The organism is Methylobacterium sp. UNC378MF, from assembly GCF_900103195.1.
In the GTDB taxonomy this organism is placed as follows: domain Bacteria; phylum Pseudomonadota; class Alphaproteobacteria; order Rhizobiales; family Beijerinckiaceae; genus Methylobacterium.
In genome coordinates this window covers 130706-153648 of record NZ_FMWU01000014.1, presented here as the reverse complement: position 1 = coordinate 153648, position 22943 = coordinate 130706, and the positions used below count along the sequence as shown (strand labels likewise).

Below are 22943 nucleotides of genomic sequence, written 5' to 3'. Positions count from 1 at the left end.
GGACCCTCCATGCCCAAGGTCATCATCAGCGAGTTCATGGACGAGGCGACGATCGCGGCCGAGCTCGCCGGGTTCGATGTCCTGTACGATCCCGGCCTCGTCGACCGGCCGGCGGATCTCGCCGCCGCCGTGGCGGGGGCCGACGCCCTGATCGTCCGCAACCGGACGCAGGTGCGCGGCGCCCTGCTCGATGCCGCCCGCGACCTCAAGGTCGTCGGACGCCTCGGCGTCGGCCTCGACAACATCGACGGGCCGGCCTGCCGGGATCGGGGCATCGCAGTCTACCCGGCGACCGGCGCAAACGACGTCGCGGTCGCCGAGTACGTGGTCGCCACCGCGATGCTGCTCCTGCGCGGCGCCTACGGTGCCACGGCCCGCGTCGCGGCCGGCACGTGGCCGCGCAACGCCCTGCTGGGCCGCGAGATCTCCGGCAAGCGCCTCGGCCTCGTGGGCTTCGGCGCCATCGCCCGCGAGACCGCCCAGAGGGCCGCGGCCCTCGGCATGGCGATCGCCGCCCACGATCCCTTCGTCGCCGAGAGCGACCCGGCCTGGAACCCGGCCTACGGCATCGTGCAGCGGCAGGCGCTCGACGCCCTGATCGAGCAGAGCGACGTGCTCTCGCTGCACGTGCCGCTCACCGATCAGACCCGCGGCCTGATCGACGCGGCGGCGCTGGCCCGGATGCCCGAGGGCGCAATCCTGATCAACGCGGCCCGGGGCGGCGTGGTAGACGAGGCCGCCTTAGCAGAAGCTTTGCGGTCCGGGCATCTCGGCGGCGCGGCGCTGGACGTGTTCGATCGGGAGCCGCTCGACGCGGAGGCCGGCGCCGTCTTTGCGGACGTGCCGAACCTGATCCTGACCCCGCACATCGCCGGAGTGACGCAGGAATCGAATGTGCGCGTCTCCGCCGTCACGGCGCAGGCCGTCCGCCGCCATCTCACGGAGCGCTGAGCCGATGCCGAACCTCACTCTGTCGGAGGTAGAGGCCCTCGCCGAGGCGGCCCTGATCCGCTGCGGCACGGCCGAGGCTGCGGCGCGGAGCGTCGCCCGGGCGTTGGTCGGCGCCGAAGCGGACGGGCTCAAGGGCCACGGCCTGTCGCGGGTGGCGCCCTACGGCGCGCAGGTGCGCGCCGGCAAGGTCGTGGGCGACGCAGTCCCGCGGGCGGAGCGCCCGCGGCCGGGCCTGCTCGCGGTCGACGCCGCACACGGCTTCGCCTATCCGGCCCTCGACCTCGCCCTGGAGGCGCTGCCCAGCCTCGCCCGGCAGCAAGGCGTTGCGGCCGCCGGCATCCGCCGCTCGCACCATTGCGGCGCGGCCGGCCGCCCGGTCGAGGCCCTGGCCGAGCAGGGCTGCGTCGCGCTGCTCTTCGCCAACACGCCCGCCGCGATGGCCCCCTGGGGCGGACGTCAGGCGGTGTTCGGCACCAACCCGCTGGCCTTCGCCTGCCCGCTGCCGGGCCGCGCGCCGATCGTGGTCGACCTCGCCCTGTCGAAGGTGGCCCGCGCCAACATCGTCGGGGCGGCCAAGCGCGGGGAGGCGATCCCCGAAGGCTGGGCTCTCGACGCGGAGGGACGCCCGACGTCCGATGCCAAGGCAGCCCTCGACGGCACGATGGTGCCGCTGGGCGAGGCCAAGGGCACGGCGCTCGCCCTGATGGTGGAGCTGCTCGCTGCCGGCCTCGTCGGTGCGCGCTTCGCCGGCGAAGCCTCCTCGTTCCTCGACGCCGCGGGCGACCCGCCGGGGACCGGGCAGTTGATCCTCGCCCTCGACGCGTCAGCGCTCAGCCCGGACGCGCCGGAGCGCTTCGCGGCACTGGCCGACGCGATTGAGGCGCAGGACGGCGCCCGGCTACCCGGCAGCCGCCGGCTCGGGCTCCGCCGCCGGGCCGCCGAGGCGGGCCTCGACGTGGCCGAAGCCCTCGTCGCCGAGATCGAGGCGCTGTGACGCGGATCGCCTGTGCGGAGGAAGAACCTATGATTGCTCCCGTCGGAAGAGCCACGTAAGCGAGAGGAGGGAGAGGTGCTGGACACATCCTTCGACGCTCTACCCACGGATGGGGCTCTGCGTCGTCACGCGATGGAACGGTCAGGCGAAGGACAGGCAGGTTCGGGGCGCACCGGCACGGTCGGCTTCCGCCCGCTCTACCGGCAGGTCTACGACACGCTGCTGAAGCGCCTGGCCGACGCGGTCTGGCAGCCCGGCCAGATCCTGCCGAGCGAGGGACAGCTCGCCCTTGAGTTGGGGGTCAGCCAGGGGACGGTGCGCAAGGCCCTCGATGCGCTCACTGCCGACAGCCTGCTGGTGCGCCGTCAGGGCCGCGGGACCTTCGTGGCCGATCACGATGACAAGCAGAGCGTCTTCCGCTTCCTGAAGCTGCGGCCGGACGGCGACGGCACCGGCATGCCCACGAGCCGGGTCACGGGGATCGCTGAGGCGGCCGCCAGCGCCGACGAGCGCGGGCGGCTCGACCTCGTGCGGTCGGCCCGGGTGGTCCGGATCGAGCGCGTGCGCGCTGTCGACGCCAAGCTGTGCGTGGTCGAGACGATCAGCGTGCCCGCCAGCCTGTTCCCGGGCATCGCCCAGCTCGAGCTGCCGAACACCCTCTACAGCCTCTACGCCACGCGCTACGGCATCACGATCGCAACCGCCAACGAGCGCCTGAAGGCCGTGGCGATCGGGGCGCGCGAGGCCGAACTGCTCGAGGTGCCCGCCGGGACCCCCGCCCTCGAGATCGACCGCGTCGCCATCGATCTGGAGGAACGGCCGGTCGAGTGGCGCCTCTCGACCTGCCTGACTCAGGACATCCACTACCTCTCGGTCCTGCGCTGACCGGGATCTGCTCCGAGGCGTCGCCCCGCAATCGAGGGCGGGGCGCGCCGAACCGGAACTCCGCTGCGACAGCCTGAACGAGGAGCGCGCGATGACCGATCGCGGAAGACGGGATTTCATGCGGCTGACCGCGCTCGGCACTATCGCCGCCGTAGGGGGCGTGCCGCGCGCACGGGCGGGCGACACCGCGACGCTGCCCTTCGGTAACGGCGCGCGGCCGCTCGTGGCCTATCCGGGCAAGCGGCCGCTCCTGCAGATGACCGCGCGCCCGCCGCAGCTGGAGACGCCGTTCGCGGTCTTCGACGAGGGCGCCATTACCTCCAACGACGCCTTCTTCGTCCGCTACCACCTCGCCGACATCCCCACCGAGATCGACCCGCAGGCGTTCCGCGTCGCGGTCACGGGCCATGTCGAGCGGCCCGTCGAACTCTCGCTGGCGGACCTCAAGGCCCTGCCGGGGCAGACAGAGATCGTGGCGGTCAACCAGTGCTCGGGCAATTCCCGCGGCTTCTTCGAGCCGCGCATGGCCGGCGGCCAGCTCGCCAACGGCGCCATGGGCTGCGCCCGCTGGACCGGCGTGCCGCTGAAGAGCGTGCTCGACAGGGCCGGCGTAAAGGCCGGGGCCGTGCAGGTCGCGTTCAACGGGCTCGACCGCCCGGTCCTGCCGGAGACACCGGACTTCGCCAAGGCGCTGTCCCTCGACCAGGCCGGCGACGGTCAGGTGCTGCTCGCCTGGGGCATGAACGGCGCGGATCTGCCCTGGCTCAACGGCTACCCGCTCCGCCTCGTGGTGCCGGGCTATTACGGGACCTACTGGGTCAAGCACCTCGACACCATCACCGTTCTGGACAAGCCCTTCGATGGCTTCTGGATGAAGTCCGCCTACCGCATCCCCGACAATTCTTGCGCCTGCACTGAGCCGGGCAAGGCGCCCGACAAGACCGTGCCGATCGGCCGGTTCAACGTCCGCTCGTTCGTGACCAACCTGACCGACGGCGCGCAGGTGAAGGCCGGGCGCGTCGACCTGCGCGGCATCGCCTTCGACGGCGGCTCGGGCATCAAGTCCGTGGCGGTCTCGGGTGACGATGGCCGGAGCTGGATCGAAGCCGCGCTGGGCCAGGATCTCGGCCGCTATGCCTTCCGGACTTGGACCGCGGCGGTCGAGCTGGCGCCGGGCACCCACGCCCTGCGGGTGCGGGCCACGGGCAACGACGGGGGCACTCAGCCGATGGAGCCGCGCTGGAACCCCGCCGGATACATGCGCAACGTCGTCGAGACGACCCGCGTGCGGGCGACCTGAAGCAGGATCGGCATGTCCAGCACCCGCCCGCTTCGCGCGTCGATCGTCGCCGCCCTCGCGCTGGCGCCCGCACTGGCCGCGACCTCCGCGCGCGCCGCGCCGGACACCTACACGCTGCCGGAGCCGACGGCGCAGTTCCGGCCGGCCCCGGATGCGGCGCACGCGGCCGGCTTCCAGGCCGCGCAGGAGACCTGCATGACCTGCCACTCGGCGGATTACGTCGCCATGCAGCCACCGAAGAAGGGCCAGGCCTTCTGGGACGCGGAGGTCGCCAAGATGATCAAGGTCTACCGGGCGCCGATCGCCGAGGAGCAGGCCAGGGCCATCGCCGCCTATCTCGGCGCGACCTACTGAGCGCCGACACCGGACAGGAGGCCGCGCGATGATCGCAAGAACCGCCGCTCCGGACCGGTCAGAACCTACGCCGTCCCAACCGCGGCGCGCATCCGCCTGGGCCGGGACGGCCGTGACCCTGCTCCCAGGCGTGCTCCTGTGCCTGGGTATCACGGCGGTGGCGCAGGGTCTGCAGGCTGGCGAGGAGCATCTGACCGGCCATCCCTACGTCGAGGCGCTGGTGCTAGCCATCCTGCTGGGCACGGCCCTGCGCACCGCCTGGGTGCCGGGCGCGCTCTTCAAGGCCGGTATCGCCTTCTCGGCCAAGCAGGTGCTGGAGGTGGCCGTGACCCTGCTCGGCGCCGCGGTGAGCCTGGGGTCCATCGTCGCCTCGGGGCCGGCGCTGCTGGCCGGCATCGTCGGGGCGGTGGCGCTGACCATCCTGGCGAGCTGCGCCCTCTGCCGCGCGCTGGGTCTGCCCGTGCGCATGGCGCTGCTGATAGCCTGCGGCAACGCCATCTGCGGCAACTCGGCCATCGCGGCCGTCGCCCCGGTGATCGGGGCCGACAGCCGGGACGTGGCGGCGGCCATCGCCTTCACGGCGGTGCTGGGCGTGCTGATGGTGCTCGGCCTGCCGCTGTTCGTGCCGCTCGCCGGCTTCAGCGAGCACCAGTACGGCGTGCTGGCGGGGCTGACCGTCTACGCGGTGCCGCAGGTGCTGGCCGCGACCGTCCCGGTGGGCCCGCTCGCCACGCAGGTGGGTACGCTGGTCAAGCTGGTTCGGGTTCTGATGCTCGGACCGGTGGTGCTCGCCTTGTCACTGCTCGCTCCGCGCCTGCCGGCAGCGGGGGCGACGGGCAAGGCCGCGCCGGGGCGGCTCGGCTTCTTCAAGCTGGTGCCCTGGTTCATGCTGGGCTTCCTGGCGCTCGCCACGCTGCGCTCGCTGGGATTGATCCCGGACGGCTGGGTCGCGCCGCTCGCCCGGATCGCCGGCTTCCTCACCATCGTGTCGATGGCCGCGCTGGGGCTCGGTGTCGATGTCCGCGTGCTGGTCCAGGTCGGCGGCCGGGTGACGCTGGCGGTCACCGCCTCGCTGCTCGTGCTCCTGGCCATCGCGGTCCTGCTCATCCGCGGCCTCGGGATCGGCTGAGCGCGGCCGAGATCGCGGCCACTGCTGCCGTCATAGAATTCACCAGGGCCCCAAATCGATTCTCCGTTGTGTGACGTCTGGTTCTGGGGCGGCGTCGCATTCGGCTGAATGACTGCAATGGGCGCAAAGCCGAACGTCCGGTTCTGCAAGCAATGGCGTTCAGGCGTGACGTCATCTGGCCGCAAGCGGCTCGTCCGCTTCGGAGAAGAATTGCCGGAAAAGCGGACAGGCCCCTATCGATCCTTTGCGGAAGGTTAAAAGGTCCACTGATGGGCTGCCGGATGGGGGGAGCACAGCGGCTCATATCAAAGCGAAGCGTTCGTAGCAGAGAACGGCACTCGGGGCTTTTGCCTCTATCCAAGACGCCCACGTTTGTCTTTGAAGAAGCACCTCAGCGTAGTCTTCGCGCTTGTCGCCCTCCATGAGTGCATAAGGCTGTCGAGAGAAAGCCGACCAGCGCCCACGACTAAGAGGGCGCACATACCGCCGGCAATTGCCAGATCCTTCTCGAAGTGCAGCAGCTCGTTGCGAGCGGCGAAGTTCGCATGGAACAGGATAGCGGTCGCGAGGCAGAAGAGGCAGAGCGACAGCGCGGCCGCTCGCGTCTGCCAGCCAGCCGCGACGGCTAGGCCCGCGCCGAGCTAAAGTAGGATGGTCGCGACTGCCAGAGCGGCCGGCACGCCGAGCTTAGCCATCGTGGCGAAGGTGCCGTCGAGGTTCGACACCAGGACGAACCCCTCATGGATGAAGATCCAGGCGAGCAGGAGCCGCGCGAGCAGCAGCAGGCCGTCGCGCACGGGTGTCGGGATGGCAGGAAACGACCAGGTCATGGCGGAGTTCTCGATTGATGAGAGCCGGGCGTGGGACCGCCATCGGTCCCGCGCCTCGGGCATCAGCCGCCCGTCTTCGCTGCGATCGCCTTCTCGAGATCCGCACGTTCCTCGCAGCCGCCGGGACAGAGCTTGCCGAGCGCGGCGAGCTGGTCCCTGGCCTTGGCCATGTCGCCCATCTCGACATACAGTTCGCCGAGGTACTCGCGTGCCGCCTTGTGGTCCGGCTTCAGCTCGAGAGCCTTCGTGTAGTAGGTCAGCGATGTCTTGAGGTCGCCGGTCTTGCGCAGGGTGAAGCCGAGTAGGTTGTAGACGTCGGCCTGCTGGTTGTCCTCAGCGAGATCGCGCAGCTCGGTCAGCGCGGCCTTGTAATCCTTGGCGGCGATCTTGGTCCGCACCGAGGTGAGGTCGACCGCCCCATCCGACGAGTCGTCATCGACAGCGAAGGCGGGAAGAGACGCGGCGAGCATGGTCGCTGTGAGGCCGGCGGCCAACACGACGGCGCGCAGGGAGGAGCTGTTCGTCATGATCTGGTTTCCTCGCACATTGATAGGGGTCAGGCTTCGGCAGGCGTGAACGCGTAGGCGTTGCCGTCCCTGACGAAGGTGCCGGACCCTGGGAACGGGAAGTGAGAGCCGCAGATCGCAACCTTGTCGGCGATGATGCGGTCGACCAGCATGCGGCGGGTGCCGATCGCCATCGGGCCGTCTTGGTCGTAGCTGCCCTGCCAGTCGGGATGTGGCGCGAGCAGCGCCGGCACGTACATCGTGTCGGCCGAAATCATCAGCTGCTCTGTGCCGGAGGAGACCAGCAGCGCGGAGTGGCCGGGCGTGTGGCCGGGCGCGAAGACGAACCGTACGCCGGGCGCGACTTCGGACCCGTCCTCGACCAGACGCCAGTTCTTCCAGGTCGGAAACACGTCCGCGATCCGCTTGCCCGCGCCGCGCCGGCCCTCCGGCAACTTCCCGAGCCGCTCCGGGTCGGTCCACCACCGATACTCCGTGCTGCTGACGACGAGTTCGGCGTTCGGGAAGGTCGGCGCGTTGGTGCCCTTCTGCATCAGCCCCCAAACGTGGTCGGGGTGAAAGTGTGAGATGAGTATGGTGTCGATCTTGGTGTGGTCGATGCCTGCTGCAGCCATGTTGCCGGGCAGGTGCGTGGCATTGGCCTGCCACTGCCCGACACCGGAACCCGCGTCGCACATGACGTAGCGGTCGCCGAGCTTGAGAACGAAGACGGTCAGTGGGATCGGCATGAAGTCGGTCGTCAAGCCGGCCTTGGCGAGCGCCTCCTTGGTTTGGTCGACGGTCACGTCCTTGATGAAGGCCGGGTCGTGCGGCTTGCGCCAGATGCCGTCGTAGACCGCCGTGACCTCGACCGAGCCGACCTTGAACCTGCGGAAGCCGACGGTCGGCTCGACCGGCATGGCGCCGGCGGCGGGAACGAAGCGCAGCGGTCGGTTCAGGCCAAAAGCCGCCGCCGCGCCCAAGGCCGCACACGCGGCCCGGCGAGATAACGTCACCATGAACACCCTCTCCTGTGTGAGTGTCGGGTCTCGAACAGTGAGGGCACGTTCGCTTCGTCAGGCATCCGAACCGAAGAAGAGGCTCTCCTCCGGTGCGCAGCCTGGCATAGCTGCTCCTCACTATTGAGAGAGACCGAGAGCGCCGGCGATTTATTCTCAAAATTTTTCGTCGATCGAAGCGGCACCGGCGAAATTACGGAGGGCGAGAATAAAACGAGCGGGAAGGTAGTCTCTCAAGGAGAGGTCTGCACCGAGCGGCGCGACGGCACGATGAGCGAGCGAGGGCGATGGCGAACAAACTGATGGCCACTCACGATCTGCACAGCGCCACTGGGGCTTACCGCGCGGATGCAGCGACGCCGTTCGATCGGCTCACGGGATGCCTGAGCTCACTCGTCGATGAGTTCAGCCAGATGTGGGCAATGATCGTCGCCCCTCCCGCTCGCCGGCAAATGCCCGGGGCACATTCGTCTGCCGCGGGATTGGTCGCCGCGTCCTCGGTCGCTCACGACGACGCCCATCCGGCTCTCGACGCCGAAGCCAGCGAACGGTTTCAGCGGCTGGTGCTCCCGCAAATGGACGCGGCGTACAACTTCGCCCGGTTCCTCAGCCGCGATGCCGACGCCGCCCACGACATCGTGCAGGACGCGTTCCTGAAGGCCTGCCGCCACTTCTGCAGCTTCCGGGATGGCAACGTCAGGACCTGGCTGTTCGCGATCGTGCGCAACTGCCATCACGACTGGCGCGCAGCGCGGGCTCGAACCGCCCGCTACGAAGCCGATCCCAATACGGGCTTTGAGGAGGATTTCGAGGGTGGCTCGGTGCTCGACCGGGCGGTCTCCGAGGAGGACACGCCCGAGGCGGCCCTGATCCGTAAGAGCGAGGCGGAGCAGGTACGCGGCGTCCTTTTCGGCCTGCCGCAGCCCTTGTGCGAGATGCTCGTGCTACGCGAGCTGGAGCAGCTTTCCTACCGCGAGATCGCGGCGGTTACGGCGCTGCCGATCGGGACAGTGATGTCGCGCCTGGCGCGAGCCAGAAGCGCGTTCGCCGAGGCTTGGATCTAGGACCCTCGGATCGAGAAGGCTTGACCCTGATGACCCGCGATCCTGATGGCTGCGCACACTGGGCCGTGGCGCTGCACGGCTTCATCGACGACGAACTCGACGCGGCGAACACCCTCGCGTTCGAGTCCCACCTCGCAACCTGCCCGGATTGTCGCGCCGAGGTTGAGCGGTTCATGTCCCTGCGGCGAACCATCGGACAGGATGGCGTCGCGTGGCCTGTCCCGGAGCACGTGCGCGCACAGGTGGTCGACGCCGTCTCGCGAGCGGTCCCACAACCGAAGCGCGACGCGCGTCGACCCACCGCACAAGTCCTCGGCTTTGTTAGGAGCTGGAGCTTCATCCCATCGGCCGGTGCCCTGGCCGCGAGCCTCTTCCTCGTTCTGGCGGTCCCGCGCCAGCATCCTTCGCTTCAGGACGAGATCGTGTCGAGCCACGTCCGGTCGTTGCTGGTGGATCACCTCACCGACGTGCAAACCTCGGACCGACACACGGTCAAACCGTGGTTCAACGGTAAGGCCAACGTCTCGCCGCCCGTGGTCGACCTCGCCGCGCAGGGCTTTCCTCTTGTCGGCGGGCGGCTCGACTACATCGCTGGCCAGCCGGTCCCGGTCATCGTCTATCGGCGGAACGGGCACGTCATCAACGTCTTCGTCTGGCCCGCACGCGAGCCCGCCGCGCAGAGCTACAGCGAGCGAGGGTACAACATGGTCTGGTGGACTTCGAACGATCTCACGTTCTGCGCAGTCTCAGACGTGGCGGACGAGGATCTGCTGCAGCTTCGCCAGGATTTTCTGCGGTCCCGGACCCAGTGAGGACGGTCGTGCTGTACCGGATCGCTTCAGACCAGCACGTTCGGAGGGAGTTTAGACATGGCCTACGATCCACGTGACCACGCGCTCCACGGCAGCGATATCGTCGGCGGCCTATCGCTGTGGTTGCTCGTCATGCTGACAGGCTACCTAGTTCCTCATCCATTCGAGGCTGCCCCGAACAGGGTGGCGCAACAGGTCTCCTCTTCGTGGCCCAAAGCGCCGCTTTGCACGTCGACGATCTCGCGTGGTGAACGGAGCGTCTGATCCGGTCATTGCGGAGCCGCTCTCACGCCTTCGGCTTGGTAGTCACTCGAGAAGAAGGTCTCTTACGGGTCTTCGCCACAATCGGCTGAATGTCCGGTCCTGCGCGTGCTGACGATCCGGCGTGACGGAGTCTGGCCGAGAGCTGCCCGACCGCTACCGGACGGGTGTCCGGCCAAAGCAGACGCGACTGACCGGCGGCACTGGGCGCGCCGATCTGATGTTGTGCTGCGCAGCACCGTGTGCTTTTCTGGACCCGTCCTCAAGGCGATGCGGGAGAGCCCAGCCTAGCCGAAAGCTAGGCATGGCGCCGACGGAGCAACCACCCCCGGAAACTCTCAGGCACAATCACCGCATCGTTGGACGATCTGGAGAGAGGCGCCGCACGGCGTCCACCGAAGGAGAAACCCCGCGTCCCTGGCGTGGGGGAAGCTCTCAGGTAACCGCGACAGATGGGGGTGGTCGGACGCGCTAGCGCGGTGCGTCCGGGACCTTTGTTGCGGAGGAACCAGATGCCGGCATCGGCCGCCGAGTCCGTCCCCTTCGAACGTACGCCGCTCCACGACCTGCACCTGCGCCTCGGCGCGCACATGGTGCCGTTCGCTGGCTACGCGATGCCGGTCCGGTACCCGGCGGGCCTGCTCAAGGAACATCTGCACGCGCGCGCCGCCGCCGGGCTGTTCGACGTGTCGCACATGGGCCAGATCGCGCTACGCGCCGACGATCCAGCCGAGGCCGCGCGCGCCCTCGAAGCGCTGATGCCGACCGACGTGGTCGGGCTGCCGCCCGGCCGGCAGCGCTACGGGCTCCTCACCGATGAGGCCGGCGGTATCCTCGACGACCTGATGGTCGCCAACCTCGGCGACCGGCTCGTCCTCGTGGTCAACGCCGCCCGTAAGGGGGCGGACGCCGCGCACCTGCAGGCGAGCCTGCCCGGCGCAGTTTCCATCGAGAAGCTCGATCGAGGGCTCCTAGCCCTGCAGGGTCCCGCCGCAGAGGCAGTGCTCACGGTGCTGGCCCCTGAGGTCGCGGGGATGCGCTTCATGGACGCGCGCGAAATCGAGGTCGCAGGCGTGCCCTGCCTTGTGACGCGCTCAGGGTACACGGGCGAGGATGGGTTTGAGATTTCGGCGCCACTCGCGGCGACCGAGGCGATCGCTGAGGCGCTGCTCGCCGACGCCGCCGTGCTGCCGGTCGGCCTCGGCGCGCGCGACTCACTCCGTCTGGAGGCCGGGCTCTGCCTGTACGGCGCCGACATCGACGCGGCTACGAGCCCCGTCGAGGCCGGCCTGACCTTCGCGATCTCGCCTGCCCGGCGCGGCGGTGGCGCCCGGTCCGGCGGCTTCCCAGGCGCGGCCCGCATCTTGGCCGAGATTCAGCAGGGCCCCGCCCGCCGCCGCATCGGCTTGCTACCGGAGGGGCGGGTACCCGTGCGGGCCGGAGCGCCCCTCTTCGCGGCAGCCGACGATGCCGTGTCCGTCGGCCGCGTCACCTCGGGCGGCTTCGGGCCGAGCCTCGGGGCACCCGCGGCAATGGGCTACCTGCCCGCCGCGATGACCGAATCCGGCACGCGCGTCTTCGCGGAGGTGCGCGGCCAACGCTTGCCAGCCATCGTCACCGGCCTGCCCTTCGTTGCCGCTGGCTTCAAGCGCGGCTGATCCGAGAGACGCCCGAGGAGAGCTTCATGCTGAGATTCACGGAGGAGCACGAGTGGCTGCGTCTGGAGGATGGGATCGCCACGGTCGGCATCACCGCGCACGCCGCCGAACAGCTCGGCGACCTCGTCTTCGTCGAACTGCCGAAAATCGGGATGCAGCTGACCAAAGGCGCGCCTGCCGCCGTGGTCGAGTCGGTCAAGGCGGCCTCCGATGTCTATGCGCCGCTGGACGGCGAGGTCACCGAGGTGAACGAGGTGGCTGTGAGCAACCCTGCCAGCGTCAGCGCAGACCCACAGGGCGCGGGCTGGCTCTATCGGATGCGCCTTACAGACCCTGCCGCGATGGAGGCGCTCCTCGATGCGGCGGCCTACGACGCCCTGGACAAATGATCGCACGATGGAGGAGCCGGCGCGTCGATCCGCCGACGAGAGCCCAGATCAGCCAACAGCGTGACGATCTGAAAGCGTGACCCGCCGATGACCATGACCGCCAGCAACTACGATCCCTACGACTTCGCCAATCGCCGCCACATCGGCCCGACCGTCGACGAGATCGCCGAGATGCTGGAGCGCGTCGGCGCGCCGAGCCTCGACGCGTTGATCGACGAGACGCTCCCCGCCGACATCCGGCAGGCTGAGCCGATCGAGTTCGGGCGCGCTCTCACCGAGCGGCGCTCGATCGAGCGGATGCGGGAGACGGCCGACATGAACCGACTTCTCGTCTCCCTTATCGGGCAGGGTTACCACGGCACGATCATGCCGCCCGCGATTCAGCGCAACATCTTCGAGAACCCGGCGTGGTACACGGCCTACTCGCCCTATCAGCCGGAGATCAGCCAGGGCCGGCTCGAAGCGCTACTGAACTTCCAGACGCTGGTCTGCGACCTCACCGCACTCGACGTCGCCAATGCCTCACTGTTGGACGAGGCGACCGCGGCGGCCGAAGCGATGGGCATGGCCAAGCGCATCGCAGGCTCGAAAGCCGACGCCTTCTTCGTCGATCGGGACTGCCTGCCGCAGACGATCGCGGTGCTCAGGACCCGCGCTGCGCCGTTGGGCTGGCGCGTCGTGGTCGGCGACCCCCTCAGTGACCTCGACCCGCAAGCGGTGTTCGGCGCGATCTTCCAGTACCCGGGTGTGAACGGCGCGGTGTGCGACTTCACGGCGGTGATAGCGGCCCTACACGGGGCAGATGCCGTTGCGGTCGTTGCGTCCGACCCGCTCGCGCTGACGCTGCTGAAGGCGCCGGGCGAGATGGGTGCTGACATCGCCGTCGGCTCGATGCAGCGCTACGGCGTGCCGATGGGCTACGGTGGCCCCCACGCCGCCTATATGGCGACCCGCGACGCTCACAAGCGGGCACTGCCAGGCCGCATCGTTGGCGTCTCGGTGGACGCGCGCGGCAACCGCGCCTACCGCTTGGCACTCCAGACCCGCGAGCAGCATATCCGCCGCGAGAAGGCGACCTCGAACATCTGCACGAGCCAAGTGCTGCTCGCCGTCATTGCCTCGATGTACGCGGTCTACCATGGACCGATGGGGCTCAAAGCGATCGCGAATCGTGTCCATCGGGACGCGGTGCGCCTGGCCGAAGGGCTGGAGCGCCTCGGCTTCACCGCCGATCACGCCGCTTTCTTCGACACGGTGACGGTGCTGGTCGGCCCGTTCCAGGGCGTAATCCTGGCCAATGCGGTCGCCAACGGCGTCAACCTGCGCAAGGTTGGCGAGGACCGCGTCGGCATCACAGTGGACGAGCGCACCCGGCCCGACATCGTCCAGGCGGTGTGGCGTGCCTTCGGAGGCGCCGACCTCACCTACGACGAGGCGTGGCCCAAGCCGCGGCTGCCGGAGGCGCTTCGGCGCACCTCCGCCTACCTGACCCACCCGATCTTCCACATGAACCGGGCGGAGAGCGAGATGACGCGCTACATGCGCCGCTTGGCCGACCGCGACCTCGCCCTCGACCGGGCAATGATCCCGCTCGGCTCCTGCACGATGAAGCTCAACGCGACCGCCGAAATGCTGCCGATCTCCTGGCCGGAGTTCTCGGAGATCCACCCCTTCGTGCCCGAGGACCAAGCTCAGGGCTATCGCGCCTTGATCGAAGATCTGTCGCAGAAGCTCTGCGCGATCACCGGCTACGACGCGATCTCGATGCAACCGAACTCGGGGGCACAGGGCGAGTACGCGGGCCTGCTCGCGATCCGGGGCTACCATCTCTCGCGTGGGCAGGAGCACCGTACCGTCTGCCTGATCCCGTCCTCGGCACACGGCACCAACCCAGCCTCGGCGCAGATGTGCGGGATGAGCGTCGTGGTGGTCTGCGCCGACGCGCAGGGCAACGTCGACGTCGAGGACTTCCGCCGCAAGGCCGAGCAGCATGCGGAGAAACTCGCCGCCTGCATGATCACCTACCCCTCGACCCACGGCGTGTTCGAGGCGCGCGTGCGCGAGATCTGCGCCATCACCCACGCCTACGGGGGCCAGGTCTACCTCGACGGAGCAAACCTCAACGCACTGGTCGGGCTCGCCCGGCCCGGCGACATCGGCGCGGACGTGAGCCATCTCAATCTGCACAAGACCTTCTGCATCCCGCATGGCGGCGGCGGGCCCGGCATGGGTCCGATCGGCGTCAAGGCGCACCTGATCCCGTTTCTGCCGAGCGACCCGCGCACTGGAGAGGCGGGCGCGGTCTCGGCCGCGCCGTTCGGCTCGGCGTCGATCCTGCCGATCTCGTGGAGCTACTGCCTCATGATGGGCGGGCACGGGCTGACCCAAGCGAGCCGCGTGGCGATCCTCAACGCCAACTACATCGCCAAGCGGCTGGAGGGCGCTTACTCAATCCTCTACACGGGCGCGAAGGGCCGCGTCGCGCACGAGTGCATCGTTGATCTGCGGCCGTTCCAGAAGAGCGCGGGCGTCACGAACGAAGACGTGGCCAAGCGGCTGATCGACTGCGGCTTCCACCCGCCGACCATGAGCTGGCCGGTGGCGGGCACGCTGATGATCGAACCGACGGAGTCCGAGACGAGGGGCGAGATCGACAGGTTCTGCGACGCGATGCTGGCGATCCGCGAGGAGATCCGCACGATCGAGACCGGTGGCTCAGATCGGGCCGACAACCCACTTAAGAATGCACCCCACACGGTGCAGGACCTGATCGGCGCCTGGGAGCGGCCGTACTCCCGGGAGACCGCCTGCTTCCCCGTCGGCGCACGTGGGATGGACAAGTACTGGCCGCCGATCAACCGGGTGGACAACGCTTACGGCGACCGCAACCTCGTGTGCAGTTGCCCACCGCCGGAGGCATATGACACCGCCGAGTGAACGGCGTCCGCTTTCGAGCATCCTGAACAGCCGAGATAGGCGCGAAGCGGCCGGCCGGATTTGGCCGAAAGCGGAATGGCTGCTTCTGAGATGGTCCGACGGAAAAGCGGACAACCCCCTAACGACCCATGTCGGTCATCGAGCGACCTGCTCAACCTGCTTGGAAGCGGACGTAGATGCTCTCGGCTGCAAGATAATACGCTTGGTGAGAGAACGTGGCATTGCATGTCACACCAGGGTCGCTTGGCTCGTCATGGCTTTGAACGTCGATCTCCGGCGCTCAGAGCACAAGGACGAGACATGAGCGAAATCGAGCGACTGGTCTGGAACGAGGTAGCCCCGCAGGGTGCCAAAGCGCTCTATGGCATTCACCACTACATCACCACTGGCACCGATCTACCCCATGAGCTGATACACCTCATCTTCCTGCGAGTGTCGCAGATCAACGGCTGCGCGCACTGCATCGACCTGCACACCAGGGACCTTCTCAAGACCATGCCGTGGGAGAAGGTCGTCCTGGTTCCGGTCTGGGCCGAGGTGCCTCACCTGTTTTCTGAACAGTACTGTGCCGCTCTCGCCTGGGCAGAGGAAGTTACGCTGGTCAGCGAGACGCACGCCTCCGACGAGGCCTATGCCGCGGCGAGCGCGGTTTTTGCGGCCAAGGATCTCGTCGATCTGACGATCACCATCGCCGCGATGAACGCGTTCAATCGCCTCGGCGCACCCTTCCGTCTCCCGGTCCAGGCGAAGGCCTAATCGGCTCTGCGCTCCGTCAGGGGCGGCGCCAGCGCCGTCCCGTTTCCGCCGATGTCAATGGAGCCCTGGCCGCAGTTCCGCGTCTCACATCGCTGATTTTCCCCGGGGCATGTCACATCGGGCCCAGTCCGCCTCGTCCTTTGTTCGACGGACGCCTGAAAGCGGCAAGGAGCCGTGCCGTCCATTCTCGAACAAGGAAACGGGTGCCATGAAGATCGTGGTGATTGGCGGAAGCGGCCTCATCGGGCGTCACCTGACGGCCGAACTTTCGCGACAAGGACATGAGGCCATCGCCGCTTCGCCGAGCACCGGGGTGAACGCGCTGACGGGCGAAGGCTTGGCCGGGGTTCTTGCCGGAGCTGACGTCGTCGTCGACGTGTCGAACTCTCCGTCCTTCGAGGACGCGGCGGTGCTCGACTTCTTCGAGCGCTCTGGCCGCAACCTCCTCGCCGCGGAGCGCGAGGCGGGTGTTAAGCATCACGTCGCCCTATCCATCGTCGGCACGGACCGCCTGGAAGGGAACGGATACTTCCTCGCGAAGGTCGCGCAGGAGGGATTGATCGCGGCTTCCGGCCTTCCCTACACCATCGTCCGGGCGACGCAGTTCTTCGAGTTCGTCGCGACGATTGCCCAGGCTTCCGTCGCAGGCGACCGCATCGTTGTTCCCGACGCTGACTTCCAGCCGATCGCCGCCGCCGATGTCGCCGCAGCGCTCGCCGATGTCGCGCTTGCTCCCCCGCGCAACGCGACGATCGAGATCGCCGGGCCGGACCGTCTGCCGTTCCGCGACTTCGTCGCCAACTCGATCGCAGCTACCGGCGACCGTCGGGAGGTGCGAGCCGACAGGGCGGCGCGCTACTTCGGCGCCGCGCTCGACAAGGGTTCGCTTGTTCCCGAGCATGCAGAGACGGCGCGGCTCGGGCCGACGGGGTTCGAGAGCTGGCTCGCTGCCGCCTGAACCGCTGCGCTTCTCCCCGTCAACAAAGAAAGACCTCTTCGATGTCTAGAGCATTTCTGCTGGGAGCCCTCTTTGCCGTCTCCGCCGTTCCTGCGATGGCGGCCGATGTCGCAAAGGGCGAGGCCCGCGTTACGACGATCTTCGACCATCCGCTGCCTTCGGCTCCCGGCAAGAGCCTGCGCGGCGTCTTCGTCGAGTACGGTCCGGGCGGATCCTCACCGTCCCACACCCACGCCGCGTCTGCCTTCATCACGGCAACTGTGATCGAGGGTGCGGTGCGCAGCCGGATCAACGACGGCCCGGAGAAGATCTTCCGCGTCGGCGAGAGCTTCGTCGAAATGCCCGGTGATCACCACGGTGTCAGCGCCAATGCCAGTGATGTCGAGCCCTCCAAGCTCCTCGCAGTCTTCGTCGTGGATACGGCCGACCGGGTGTTGACGACGCCCGACCGGCCGTAGCAACGGCCACGGCGCGGGAACTCAGCTGTTCAAGGCGGCAAGGATAGGCGATGGTCGTCCACATTCGCTCAACCGGCTTCGTTCACGAGGGACGGCCCATGTCGCAGGCGGAAATCGCCACGGCGACCTTCGAGACCCATCGAGCGCGGCTATTGCGCATCGCCTACCGCATGCTTGGCTCGCACAGCGAAGCGGAGGATGTCGTGCAGAATGCCTGGCTGCGCTGGGTGGCGGTGGACCAGACGAAGGTCGCTGCTCCCTACCCGTTCCTAGCGCGCATCGTCACGCGCCTCTGCCTCGACGAGATGAAATCGGCTCGCACCCGCCGGGAGACCTACGTCGGCGCTTGGCTGCCCGAGCCGCTCGTCGAGAACGAGGAGGATGGGGTGGACGAAGATGGCCTGACGCTGACGCTGATGATGGCGCTGGAGCGCCTGTCCCCGCTAGAGCGGGCGGCATTCCTCCTTCACGACGTCTTCGGCGTGCCGCTCGGCGAGGTGGCGGACACGCTCGACCGGGAGGCGGCGGCCGTGCGCCAACTCGCCGTCCGGGCGCGGCGGAACGTGGAGGCTGCGCGTCCGCGCTTCCCCGTAGAGCGCGAAGAGGGCGAGCGGATCGCACGGGCCTTCTTCGCGGCGTCCTCCAGCGGCGATACCGCAGCGCTGCGTGCCCTTCTCGCCGAGAACGCGGTGCTGCGCTCCGATGGCGGCGGCAAGGTTCTGGCCTTCATCAACCCCATCACCGGATTGGAGCGCCTATTGCGCATGTTCGAGGGTGTGCGGCGCAAATGGGGACAAGGCTGGGCGCAGATGCTCGAACCCGTCTGGATCGACGGCTTACCCGGGTATGTCAGTCGCGAACGCGGCGACGTTCTCCAAACCACTGCGCTCGCCATCGAGGACGGCCGGATCACCGCGATCTACATCACCCGCAATCCCGACAAGCTCCGCCACGTCGCGCAGGCAAGTGCGCTATTACGCTAAGCGTGGCAATGTGAGGGGCCTCCGGCCGAGCCGGACGGGCTTCTTATGGGCGACTAAACGAAATGGGCGCGGCAGCGATGTCCGCTTCGCTGCCTTTTCACTCAGAAGCGGACCAGCGGATTCCCACCCTACCCAGCTATCAGAATAGCCTTCGGGACTGCTCAATAGCGGTCATTCCTCGGCGCTATTTCGACCTATTGTGACATGGTAAGGCGTCAGAGTTGGCTACTCGCGTCGTCTAGTTTCGGCGATAGAGGCACGGCTCATTGTTTCACTGGGTAAGCACAAGCTTTCCCGAAATTGGGCCGACCCCCTTCGGCACTGGAACGCTCGTCGCATCGTAGTTGGCGTTCAGGTACAGCGTCGGTCCGTCGTAGAGATCGAGGAGCTGCACGACGACGACCGTGTAGGCGGACTGATCGCTCACAGCTGCGCTGCCGTCGATGATCAGACGACCAGCCGGCAAGTAGATCGTGCCAAGCATCGTGCGAGCGTTGTTGCTGATGATCCGATACTCGCGGAGCGGCTTCGAGGGCGGGCTCGGTGGCGACGGTGGTGACCCTTTCGGGCCCGGCGGCGGAGGAACTGGAGCCGATACGCTCGGCTCCTCCGTCATCAGGAAGCCCGCCAATGGTCCGCTCACGGGCGCCGTCAAGCTGATCGTGGTGTTGGTGTCGAAGCGTACACCGGCGGCATCGCCCATGAAGTAGAAGCCGACATCCTGCCCGGCCATGGTACCTTGTTGATCCACGATCAGCGGGCCATCCTTGATGATGTAGACGCCTGGGTTGAGCGTGACGTTCGCTGACCCGGTGATGTGCAGGCCGCCGCAATAGGTGCCGGGATCGAGCGTCGTGGTGGCTGTCACCGCAACGTTGCCTGCCGCAGGTCCGCCGGGTCCCTTGCCCGGACCAGGACCGGCCGTCGAGCTAACGGTGACGCAGGCACCCGGCGCCGGCGCAGTGACGGTAGCCGCCAGGGGGTCCTTAATCGCCGGGCAGCCCGCCGTGACCGGCGGCGCGAAATTAGCACGGTCAGTTTTAGCACCGCCAACAGCACAGATCGTTTCAGCCTTGGCGATGGCGTTGTCGTCGCCCTGAATGGCCTGCGCATTGGTCGAGTTCGCGTATAGCGAGCAGGCAGTTGCCGACAGGTTGGCGTTCTTCTCCAAGTGAAGGCTGCCCTTGGCCGCGGGGTCGAGGGTGAGAAGGCACAGGCGCATCTTGCCCATGATCCTGACGGTCGAGCGCACCGCGATCGGCACGCTCTTGAGCCCTACGAAACCGCCGAAGGCGAGCTTGAAGTTGTCGGTGGCGGTGGCGGCCACGCTGGTCTTGTCGCTGCCGACCGTCACCTGCACCGACAGAGGTCGATCTGGCGGGGACGGCGCCTGCTCGCCGATGATCCGCTCCACGATGCTGGCCACCGCGCTCGAGTTCGAGGGTGCGAGTTTGAGTGTATTGCCGCCCGCGAGCACGGCCGCATCAACTGCATTCTGCATCTGGCTCCGGCGATAGGAGATGCGGCCGTAGTCGATGCCACCTCCGACCAGCCCGAGGAGGACGATGCTGGAAAGGCCGAAGATAAGAGCCACAGCGCCGCGACGGTCGGCCTGAAAGCGACACGAAATGCGCTGTGCTTTATGGTTAAAAGACTTGAGGTACGTGCGGGTACGGCTCCGCCAGGCCATTCTGATACCGTTTGCGCGCGTTCCCCCGAACACCCGCACAGCAGCATGCTTCAATTAAAGATGTGTTCGGCCAAAGCTGGTTGAGCAGGAGTTTTGGCAGCACGTCCGCTTGAGCTGAGAATAGCCGAGCCCGACCTCAGATCGGCATCACGGCCGCCTCACGGTCGCTGGCCTGACGCCTCGAAACCCTCTTAGGGTTGACGTTTCCGTGGGACAACGACGTCCGCTTCTTTGCATTTGCTGCTCGGAAGCAGACGGACGGAAACCCACCCCAAGCGGCCCTACCGCATACGACCCATGTCAGACGAGCAGGCGGCTGTCAGCGCTTCCCGAAAGCAGCCATTGGCAGCCAACAGTCCAATCCCGCTCGCGAGTGGAACCCAACCTTGGCCTTCCGGAACTGGACCCTCGCGCCTTACTCGTATCGTAGCCATGCGCCCGTAAAGGTGTGCCAGGTCGCTTCTCGCGTTCCGGTGATGGATAGGGAATCTCGGTATGACCAGGGCAGTTTGACCAAGCGTGGAACTGGGGCGGGTCCGAAGGGTGCAACCGCTCACGTTCGACATGTTGCTGATCTGCAACGCCTGAGACCGGATATTTCTAGATTGTAACTGATCTAACTTCATTTTCAAAACGCTATTGTGATGTATCTCAGTGAGATACAATGAGTATAAGAATTATTCTAAGATTTGTTACAGAATCTTTGCCTGTTCAGCATGGGATTAATTCTTGATCCGCATTGTGTCTCACTCGTAACTCCTCGTCCGAAATCGAACAGCTTTCGGTACGTACCGGCTTTCGTGCGAAGCCGCGGAGTGAATGATGGGCAGGACTTTCAGGTGTCATTTCCTCGGGCTTCTGCTGACTAGCACCTTATCTGCCACAGCCGCGCATGCACAACGAGGCGAAACTCCGGCCGAGCTTGCCGAGGTCGTCACACTCGACCAGCTCACGGTCGAGAATGCGGGCGAGCGCCCGGAGCCGCAGGGTGGGGTCACTATCGGGTATCTGACCAAGCAGACGCGCAGCGCAACCAAGACGAGCACGCCGGTCATCGACATTCCGCAATCCATCACCATCGTTCCACGGGAGCAGTTTCTGGATCAAAATTATCAGAACCTGACTGAGCAGCTGCGGTTCGTACCGGGCCTGATTCCTGCGCAGGGCGAGAGCAATCGCGACCAGGTGCTGATCCGTGGTCAAAACACCAGCGCTGATTTCTACATCAACGGTATTCGTGATGACGTTCAGTACTTCCGCGACTTGTACAACATCCAGCGGATCGAGGTCCTGAAGGGGCCGGACTCCCTCATCTTCGGCCGCGGTGGCGGAGGCGGCGTCATCAACCGCGTCCTCAAGGAGGCGGACGGCTACCGCGTCAGGGAGATCGTGGCCGGCGGCGGCCAGTTCGGCGACAAGCGCGTCGCCGTCGATGTCGGCGATCGGATCAGCGATACCGCCTTCTTCCGCCTGAATGGCGTGTTCGAGGATTCGGGGACCTACCGCCAGTTCGGCGACCTGACCCGCTACGGCGTCAATCCGACCGCCACCTTCCTCATCGACCCGCAGACGACGCTGAAGCTCTCATACGAGTACTTCCACGATCAGCGCTTTCCCGACCGGGGCATCCCGTCGCAATTCGGCCGCCCCTACCGGTACCGTGACAACATCCGGACCTTCTTCGGCAATCCAAACGTGAATTTCACGAAGGTCGATGCTAACATCGCCACCGTGCAGCTCGACCACCAGTTCGACTCGGGTGTCGAGATGCACAGCCAGCTGCGCTTTGCGGACTACGACCGGTACTACGTCAATACACTTCCGGGCAGCGCCGTGAACGCCGCCGGGACCGCCGTGACGATTACCGGGTACCGCAACGACACGCCGCGGACGAACTACTTCAGCCAGAACGACTTCACCTACAAATTCCTGACAGGGGATATCAAGCACACCCTCCTCGGTGGGTTCGAGCTCGGCTACCAGGAAGGACTGGCCTACAGGCAGTCCCTGTTTTTCGGGAACAGCCTCGCGAGCAGTGTCGTGGTCAGTCCGCTCCGCCCGCTGACCTTCGTGCCGACCTCCCTACGCAACAACGGCACGACGGACTCGAACGCGCGGTACAGCCTCGGCCTCGCGGCCGTCTATGCCCAGGACCAGATCGATATCACCGACTGGCTGCAGCTCGTCGGCGGCCTGCGCTACGATCATTTCGATTTCACCTCCACCGACCGGCGCACGCTGTTGAGCAACAATCGCGTGGACGATCCTATCTCGCCGCGCGCCGGTCTCGTGCTGAAGCCGTTGCCGAACCTCGCCCTCTACACGAGCTACAGTGTGTCCTACCTGCCCTCCTCGGGCGACCAGATCGGCAACTTCACACCGGGCTTGGTCATCGCGAAGCCGGAGCAGTTCGAGAACACCGAGGTCGGCATCAAGTACGACGTCAACCCGCGCTTCCAGATCACAGCCGCGGCCTACAACCTTGACCGGTACAACCAGCGTTTGGCCGATCCCAACAACCCCGGCTTCTTCATCCTGTCGGGGAAGACCAACACGCAGGGCTTCGAGATCGGTGCGAACGGGTATGTCACCGATTGGTGGCAGATCGCGGGCGGCTACGCCTTCACCGATGCGCGCATCGCCAGCGCGACCTCAGCGACGATCGTGGCTGGCAACACAGTCGGCTTGGTCCCGTTCAACGCCTTCACTCTATGGAACAAGTTTGATGTGACGCGCGAACTTGCTGTCGGAGTTGGTGTCCTTAACTACTCACACACCTTTGCAACATCTGACAACACGATCCGTTTGCCGGGGTATACGCGGATCGATCTAGGAATATTCTATAATATCAGCGAGTCGATCCGTGCTCAGGTCAACATCGAGAACCTGTTTGACCGGCGCTACATTTCCACGGCAGACAACAACAACAACATCACGCCGGGCGCTCCCCGGACTATCAGGGCGCAGATCATCGCTCGGTTCTGAACGCCGCTGCTCTGCGATGTTTAG

20 protein-coding genes, 1 pseudogene and 1 riboswitch are annotated in these 22943 nt (G+C 66.7%); of the genes and pseudogenes, 17 read left to right on the top strand and 4 right to left on the bottom strand.

Annotation, left to right across the window (positions count from 1 at the left end):
- The first annotated feature begins 9 nt into the window (after positions 1 to 9).
- From BLT59_RS16335 to BLT59_RS16310, 6 genes are all read left to right on the top strand, one after another.
- The gene (locus BLT59_RS16335; protein WP_091782244.1) at positions 10 to 951 is read left to right on the top strand and encodes a hydroxyacid dehydrogenase; all 942 of its coding nucleotides are present in this window, start codon (positions 10 to 12) and stop codon (positions 949 to 951) included.
- 4 nt (positions 952 to 955) lie between these two features.
- On the top strand, positions 956 to 1945 hold the full coding sequence (locus BLT59_RS16330; RefSeq protein WP_091782241.1) for an Ldh family oxidoreductase: 990 nt from the start codon (positions 956 to 958) through the stop codon (positions 1943 to 1945).
- A gap of 75 nt (positions 1946 to 2020) precedes the next feature.
- On the top strand, positions 2021 to 2830 hold the full coding sequence (locus BLT59_RS16325; RefSeq protein ID WP_091782237.1) for a GntR family transcriptional regulator: 810 nt from the start codon (positions 2021 to 2023) through the stop codon (positions 2828 to 2830).
- A gap of 91 nt (positions 2831 to 2921) precedes the next feature.
- Complete coding sequence (locus tag BLT59_RS16320) at positions 2922 to 4130, top strand: SorA family sulfite dehydrogenase catalytic subunit (RefSeq protein WP_091782234.1); 1209 nt, start codon at positions 2922 to 2924, stop codon at positions 4128 to 4130.
- 12 nt (positions 4131 to 4142) lie between these two features.
- Positions 4143 to 4484, top strand: coding sequence for a SorB family sulfite dehydrogenase c-type cytochrome subunit (locus BLT59_RS16315; protein WP_091782231.1), 342 nt, complete (start codon positions 4143 to 4145; stop codon positions 4482 to 4484).
- Between the two features lie 28 nt (positions 4485 to 4512).
- Entirely contained in the window at positions 4513 to 5613 is a 1101-nt protein-coding gene (locus BLT59_RS16310; protein ID WP_175544035.1) for a YeiH family protein, read from the top strand.
- 353 nt (positions 5614 to 5966) lie between these two features.
- On the opposite strand, the pseudogene BLT59_RS16305 reads toward BLT59_RS16310, so the two are convergent.
- From BLT59_RS16305 to BLT59_RS16295, 3 genes and pseudogenes are all read right to left on the bottom strand, one after another.
- Positions 5967 to 6443 (bottom strand): annotated as a pseudogene (locus BLT59_RS16305) (DoxX family protein).
- A 62-nt stretch (positions 6444 to 6505) separates the two neighbouring features.
- Positions 6506 to 6913: a tetratricopeptide repeat protein gene (locus BLT59_RS16300; RefSeq protein WP_244514024.1), complete on the bottom strand. Its 408-nt coding sequence runs from the start codon at positions 6911 to 6913 to the stop codon at positions 6506 to 6508.
- An 86-nt stretch (positions 6914 to 6999) separates the two neighbouring features.
- Entirely contained in the window at positions 7000 to 7968 is a 969-nt protein-coding gene (locus BLT59_RS16295) for an MBL fold metallo-hydrolase (RefSeq protein ID WP_091782222.1), read from the bottom strand.
- A gap of 287 nt (positions 7969 to 8255) precedes the next feature.
- Here BLT59_RS16295 and BLT59_RS16290 point away from each other — a divergent pair, with 287 nt between their 5' ends.
- The 10 genes from BLT59_RS16290 to BLT59_RS16250 all read left to right on the top strand — a co-directional run bounded on the left by BLT59_RS16290 (position 8256) and on the right by BLT59_RS16250 (position 18244).
- Complete coding sequence (locus tag BLT59_RS16290; protein ID WP_244514020.1) at positions 8256 to 9032, top strand: sigma-70 family RNA polymerase sigma factor; 777 nt, start codon at positions 8256 to 8258, stop codon at positions 9030 to 9032.
- Between the two features lie 29 nt (positions 9033 to 9061).
- Complete coding sequence (locus BLT59_RS16285) at positions 9062 to 9844, top strand: anti-sigma factor family protein (protein ID WP_091782334.1); 783 nt, start codon at positions 9062 to 9064, stop codon at positions 9842 to 9844.
- Between the two features lie 57 nt (positions 9845 to 9901).
- Positions 9902 to 10108 carry a hypothetical protein gene (locus tag BLT59_RS30660; RefSeq protein ID WP_139174059.1) on the top strand — a complete coding sequence of 69 codons (207 nt, stop codon included), beginning with the start codon at positions 9902 to 9904 and terminating at the stop codon, positions 10106 to 10108.
- Positions 10109 to 10368: 260 nt separating this feature from the next.
- A riboswitch (glycine riboswitch) is annotated at positions 10369 to 10469 on the top strand.
- 148 nt (positions 10470 to 10617) lie between these two features.
- Entirely contained in the window at positions 10618 to 11763 is a 1146-nt protein-coding gene (gene gcvT, locus BLT59_RS16280) for a glycine cleavage system aminomethyltransferase GcvT (RefSeq protein WP_091782219.1), read from the top strand.
- Positions 11764 to 11789: 26 nt separating this feature from the next.
- The gene (gcvH, locus tag BLT59_RS16275; protein WP_091782216.1) at positions 11790 to 12152 is read left to right on the top strand and encodes a glycine cleavage system protein GcvH; all 363 of its coding nucleotides are present in this window, start codon (positions 11790 to 11792) and stop codon (positions 12150 to 12152) included.
- Positions 12153 to 12245: 93 nt separating this feature from the next.
- Positions 12246 to 15089 (top strand): aminomethyl-transferring glycine dehydrogenase, encoded by a 2844-nt coding sequence (gene gcvP, locus BLT59_RS16270; protein ID WP_091782331.1) that lies wholly within the window; start codon positions 12246 to 12248, stop codon positions 15087 to 15089.
- Positions 15090 to 15389: 300 nt separating this feature from the next.
- The gene (locus tag BLT59_RS16265) at positions 15390 to 15845 is read left to right on the top strand and encodes a carboxymuconolactone decarboxylase family protein (RefSeq protein WP_175544034.1); all 456 of its coding nucleotides are present in this window, start codon (positions 15390 to 15392) and stop codon (positions 15843 to 15845) included.
- Between the two features lie 208 nt (positions 15846 to 16053).
- Positions 16054 to 16803 carry an SDR family oxidoreductase gene (locus tag BLT59_RS16260; protein WP_091782213.1) on the top strand — a complete coding sequence of 250 codons (750 nt, stop codon included), beginning with the start codon at positions 16054 to 16056 and terminating at the stop codon, positions 16801 to 16803.
- Between the two features lie 95 nt (positions 16804 to 16898).
- A complete protein-coding gene (locus tag BLT59_RS16255; RefSeq protein WP_244514019.1) occupies positions 16899 to 17261 on the top strand; it encodes a cupin domain-containing protein in 363 nt (120 codons plus the stop codon).
- A gap of 98 nt (positions 17262 to 17359) precedes the next feature.
- Positions 17360 to 18244: a sigma-70 family RNA polymerase sigma factor gene (locus tag BLT59_RS16250; RefSeq protein WP_175544033.1), complete on the top strand. Its 885-nt coding sequence runs from the start codon at positions 17360 to 17362 to the stop codon at positions 18242 to 18244.
- A gap of 271 nt (positions 18245 to 18515) precedes the next feature.
- On the opposite strand, the gene BLT59_RS16245 is transcribed toward BLT59_RS16250, so the two are convergent.
- Positions 18516 to 19934, bottom strand: coding sequence for a TadE/TadG family type IV pilus assembly protein (locus BLT59_RS16245; protein WP_091782203.1), 1419 nt, complete (start codon positions 19932 to 19934; stop codon positions 18516 to 18518).
- A gap of 822 nt (positions 19935 to 20756) precedes the next feature.
- Here BLT59_RS16245 and BLT59_RS16240 point away from each other — a divergent pair.
- Positions 20757 to 22919 (top strand): TonB-dependent receptor, encoded by a 2163-nt coding sequence (locus tag BLT59_RS16240; protein ID WP_091782199.1) that lies wholly within the window; start codon positions 20757 to 20759, stop codon positions 22917 to 22919.
- The last annotated feature ends 24 nt before the right edge of the window (positions 22920 to 22943 follow it).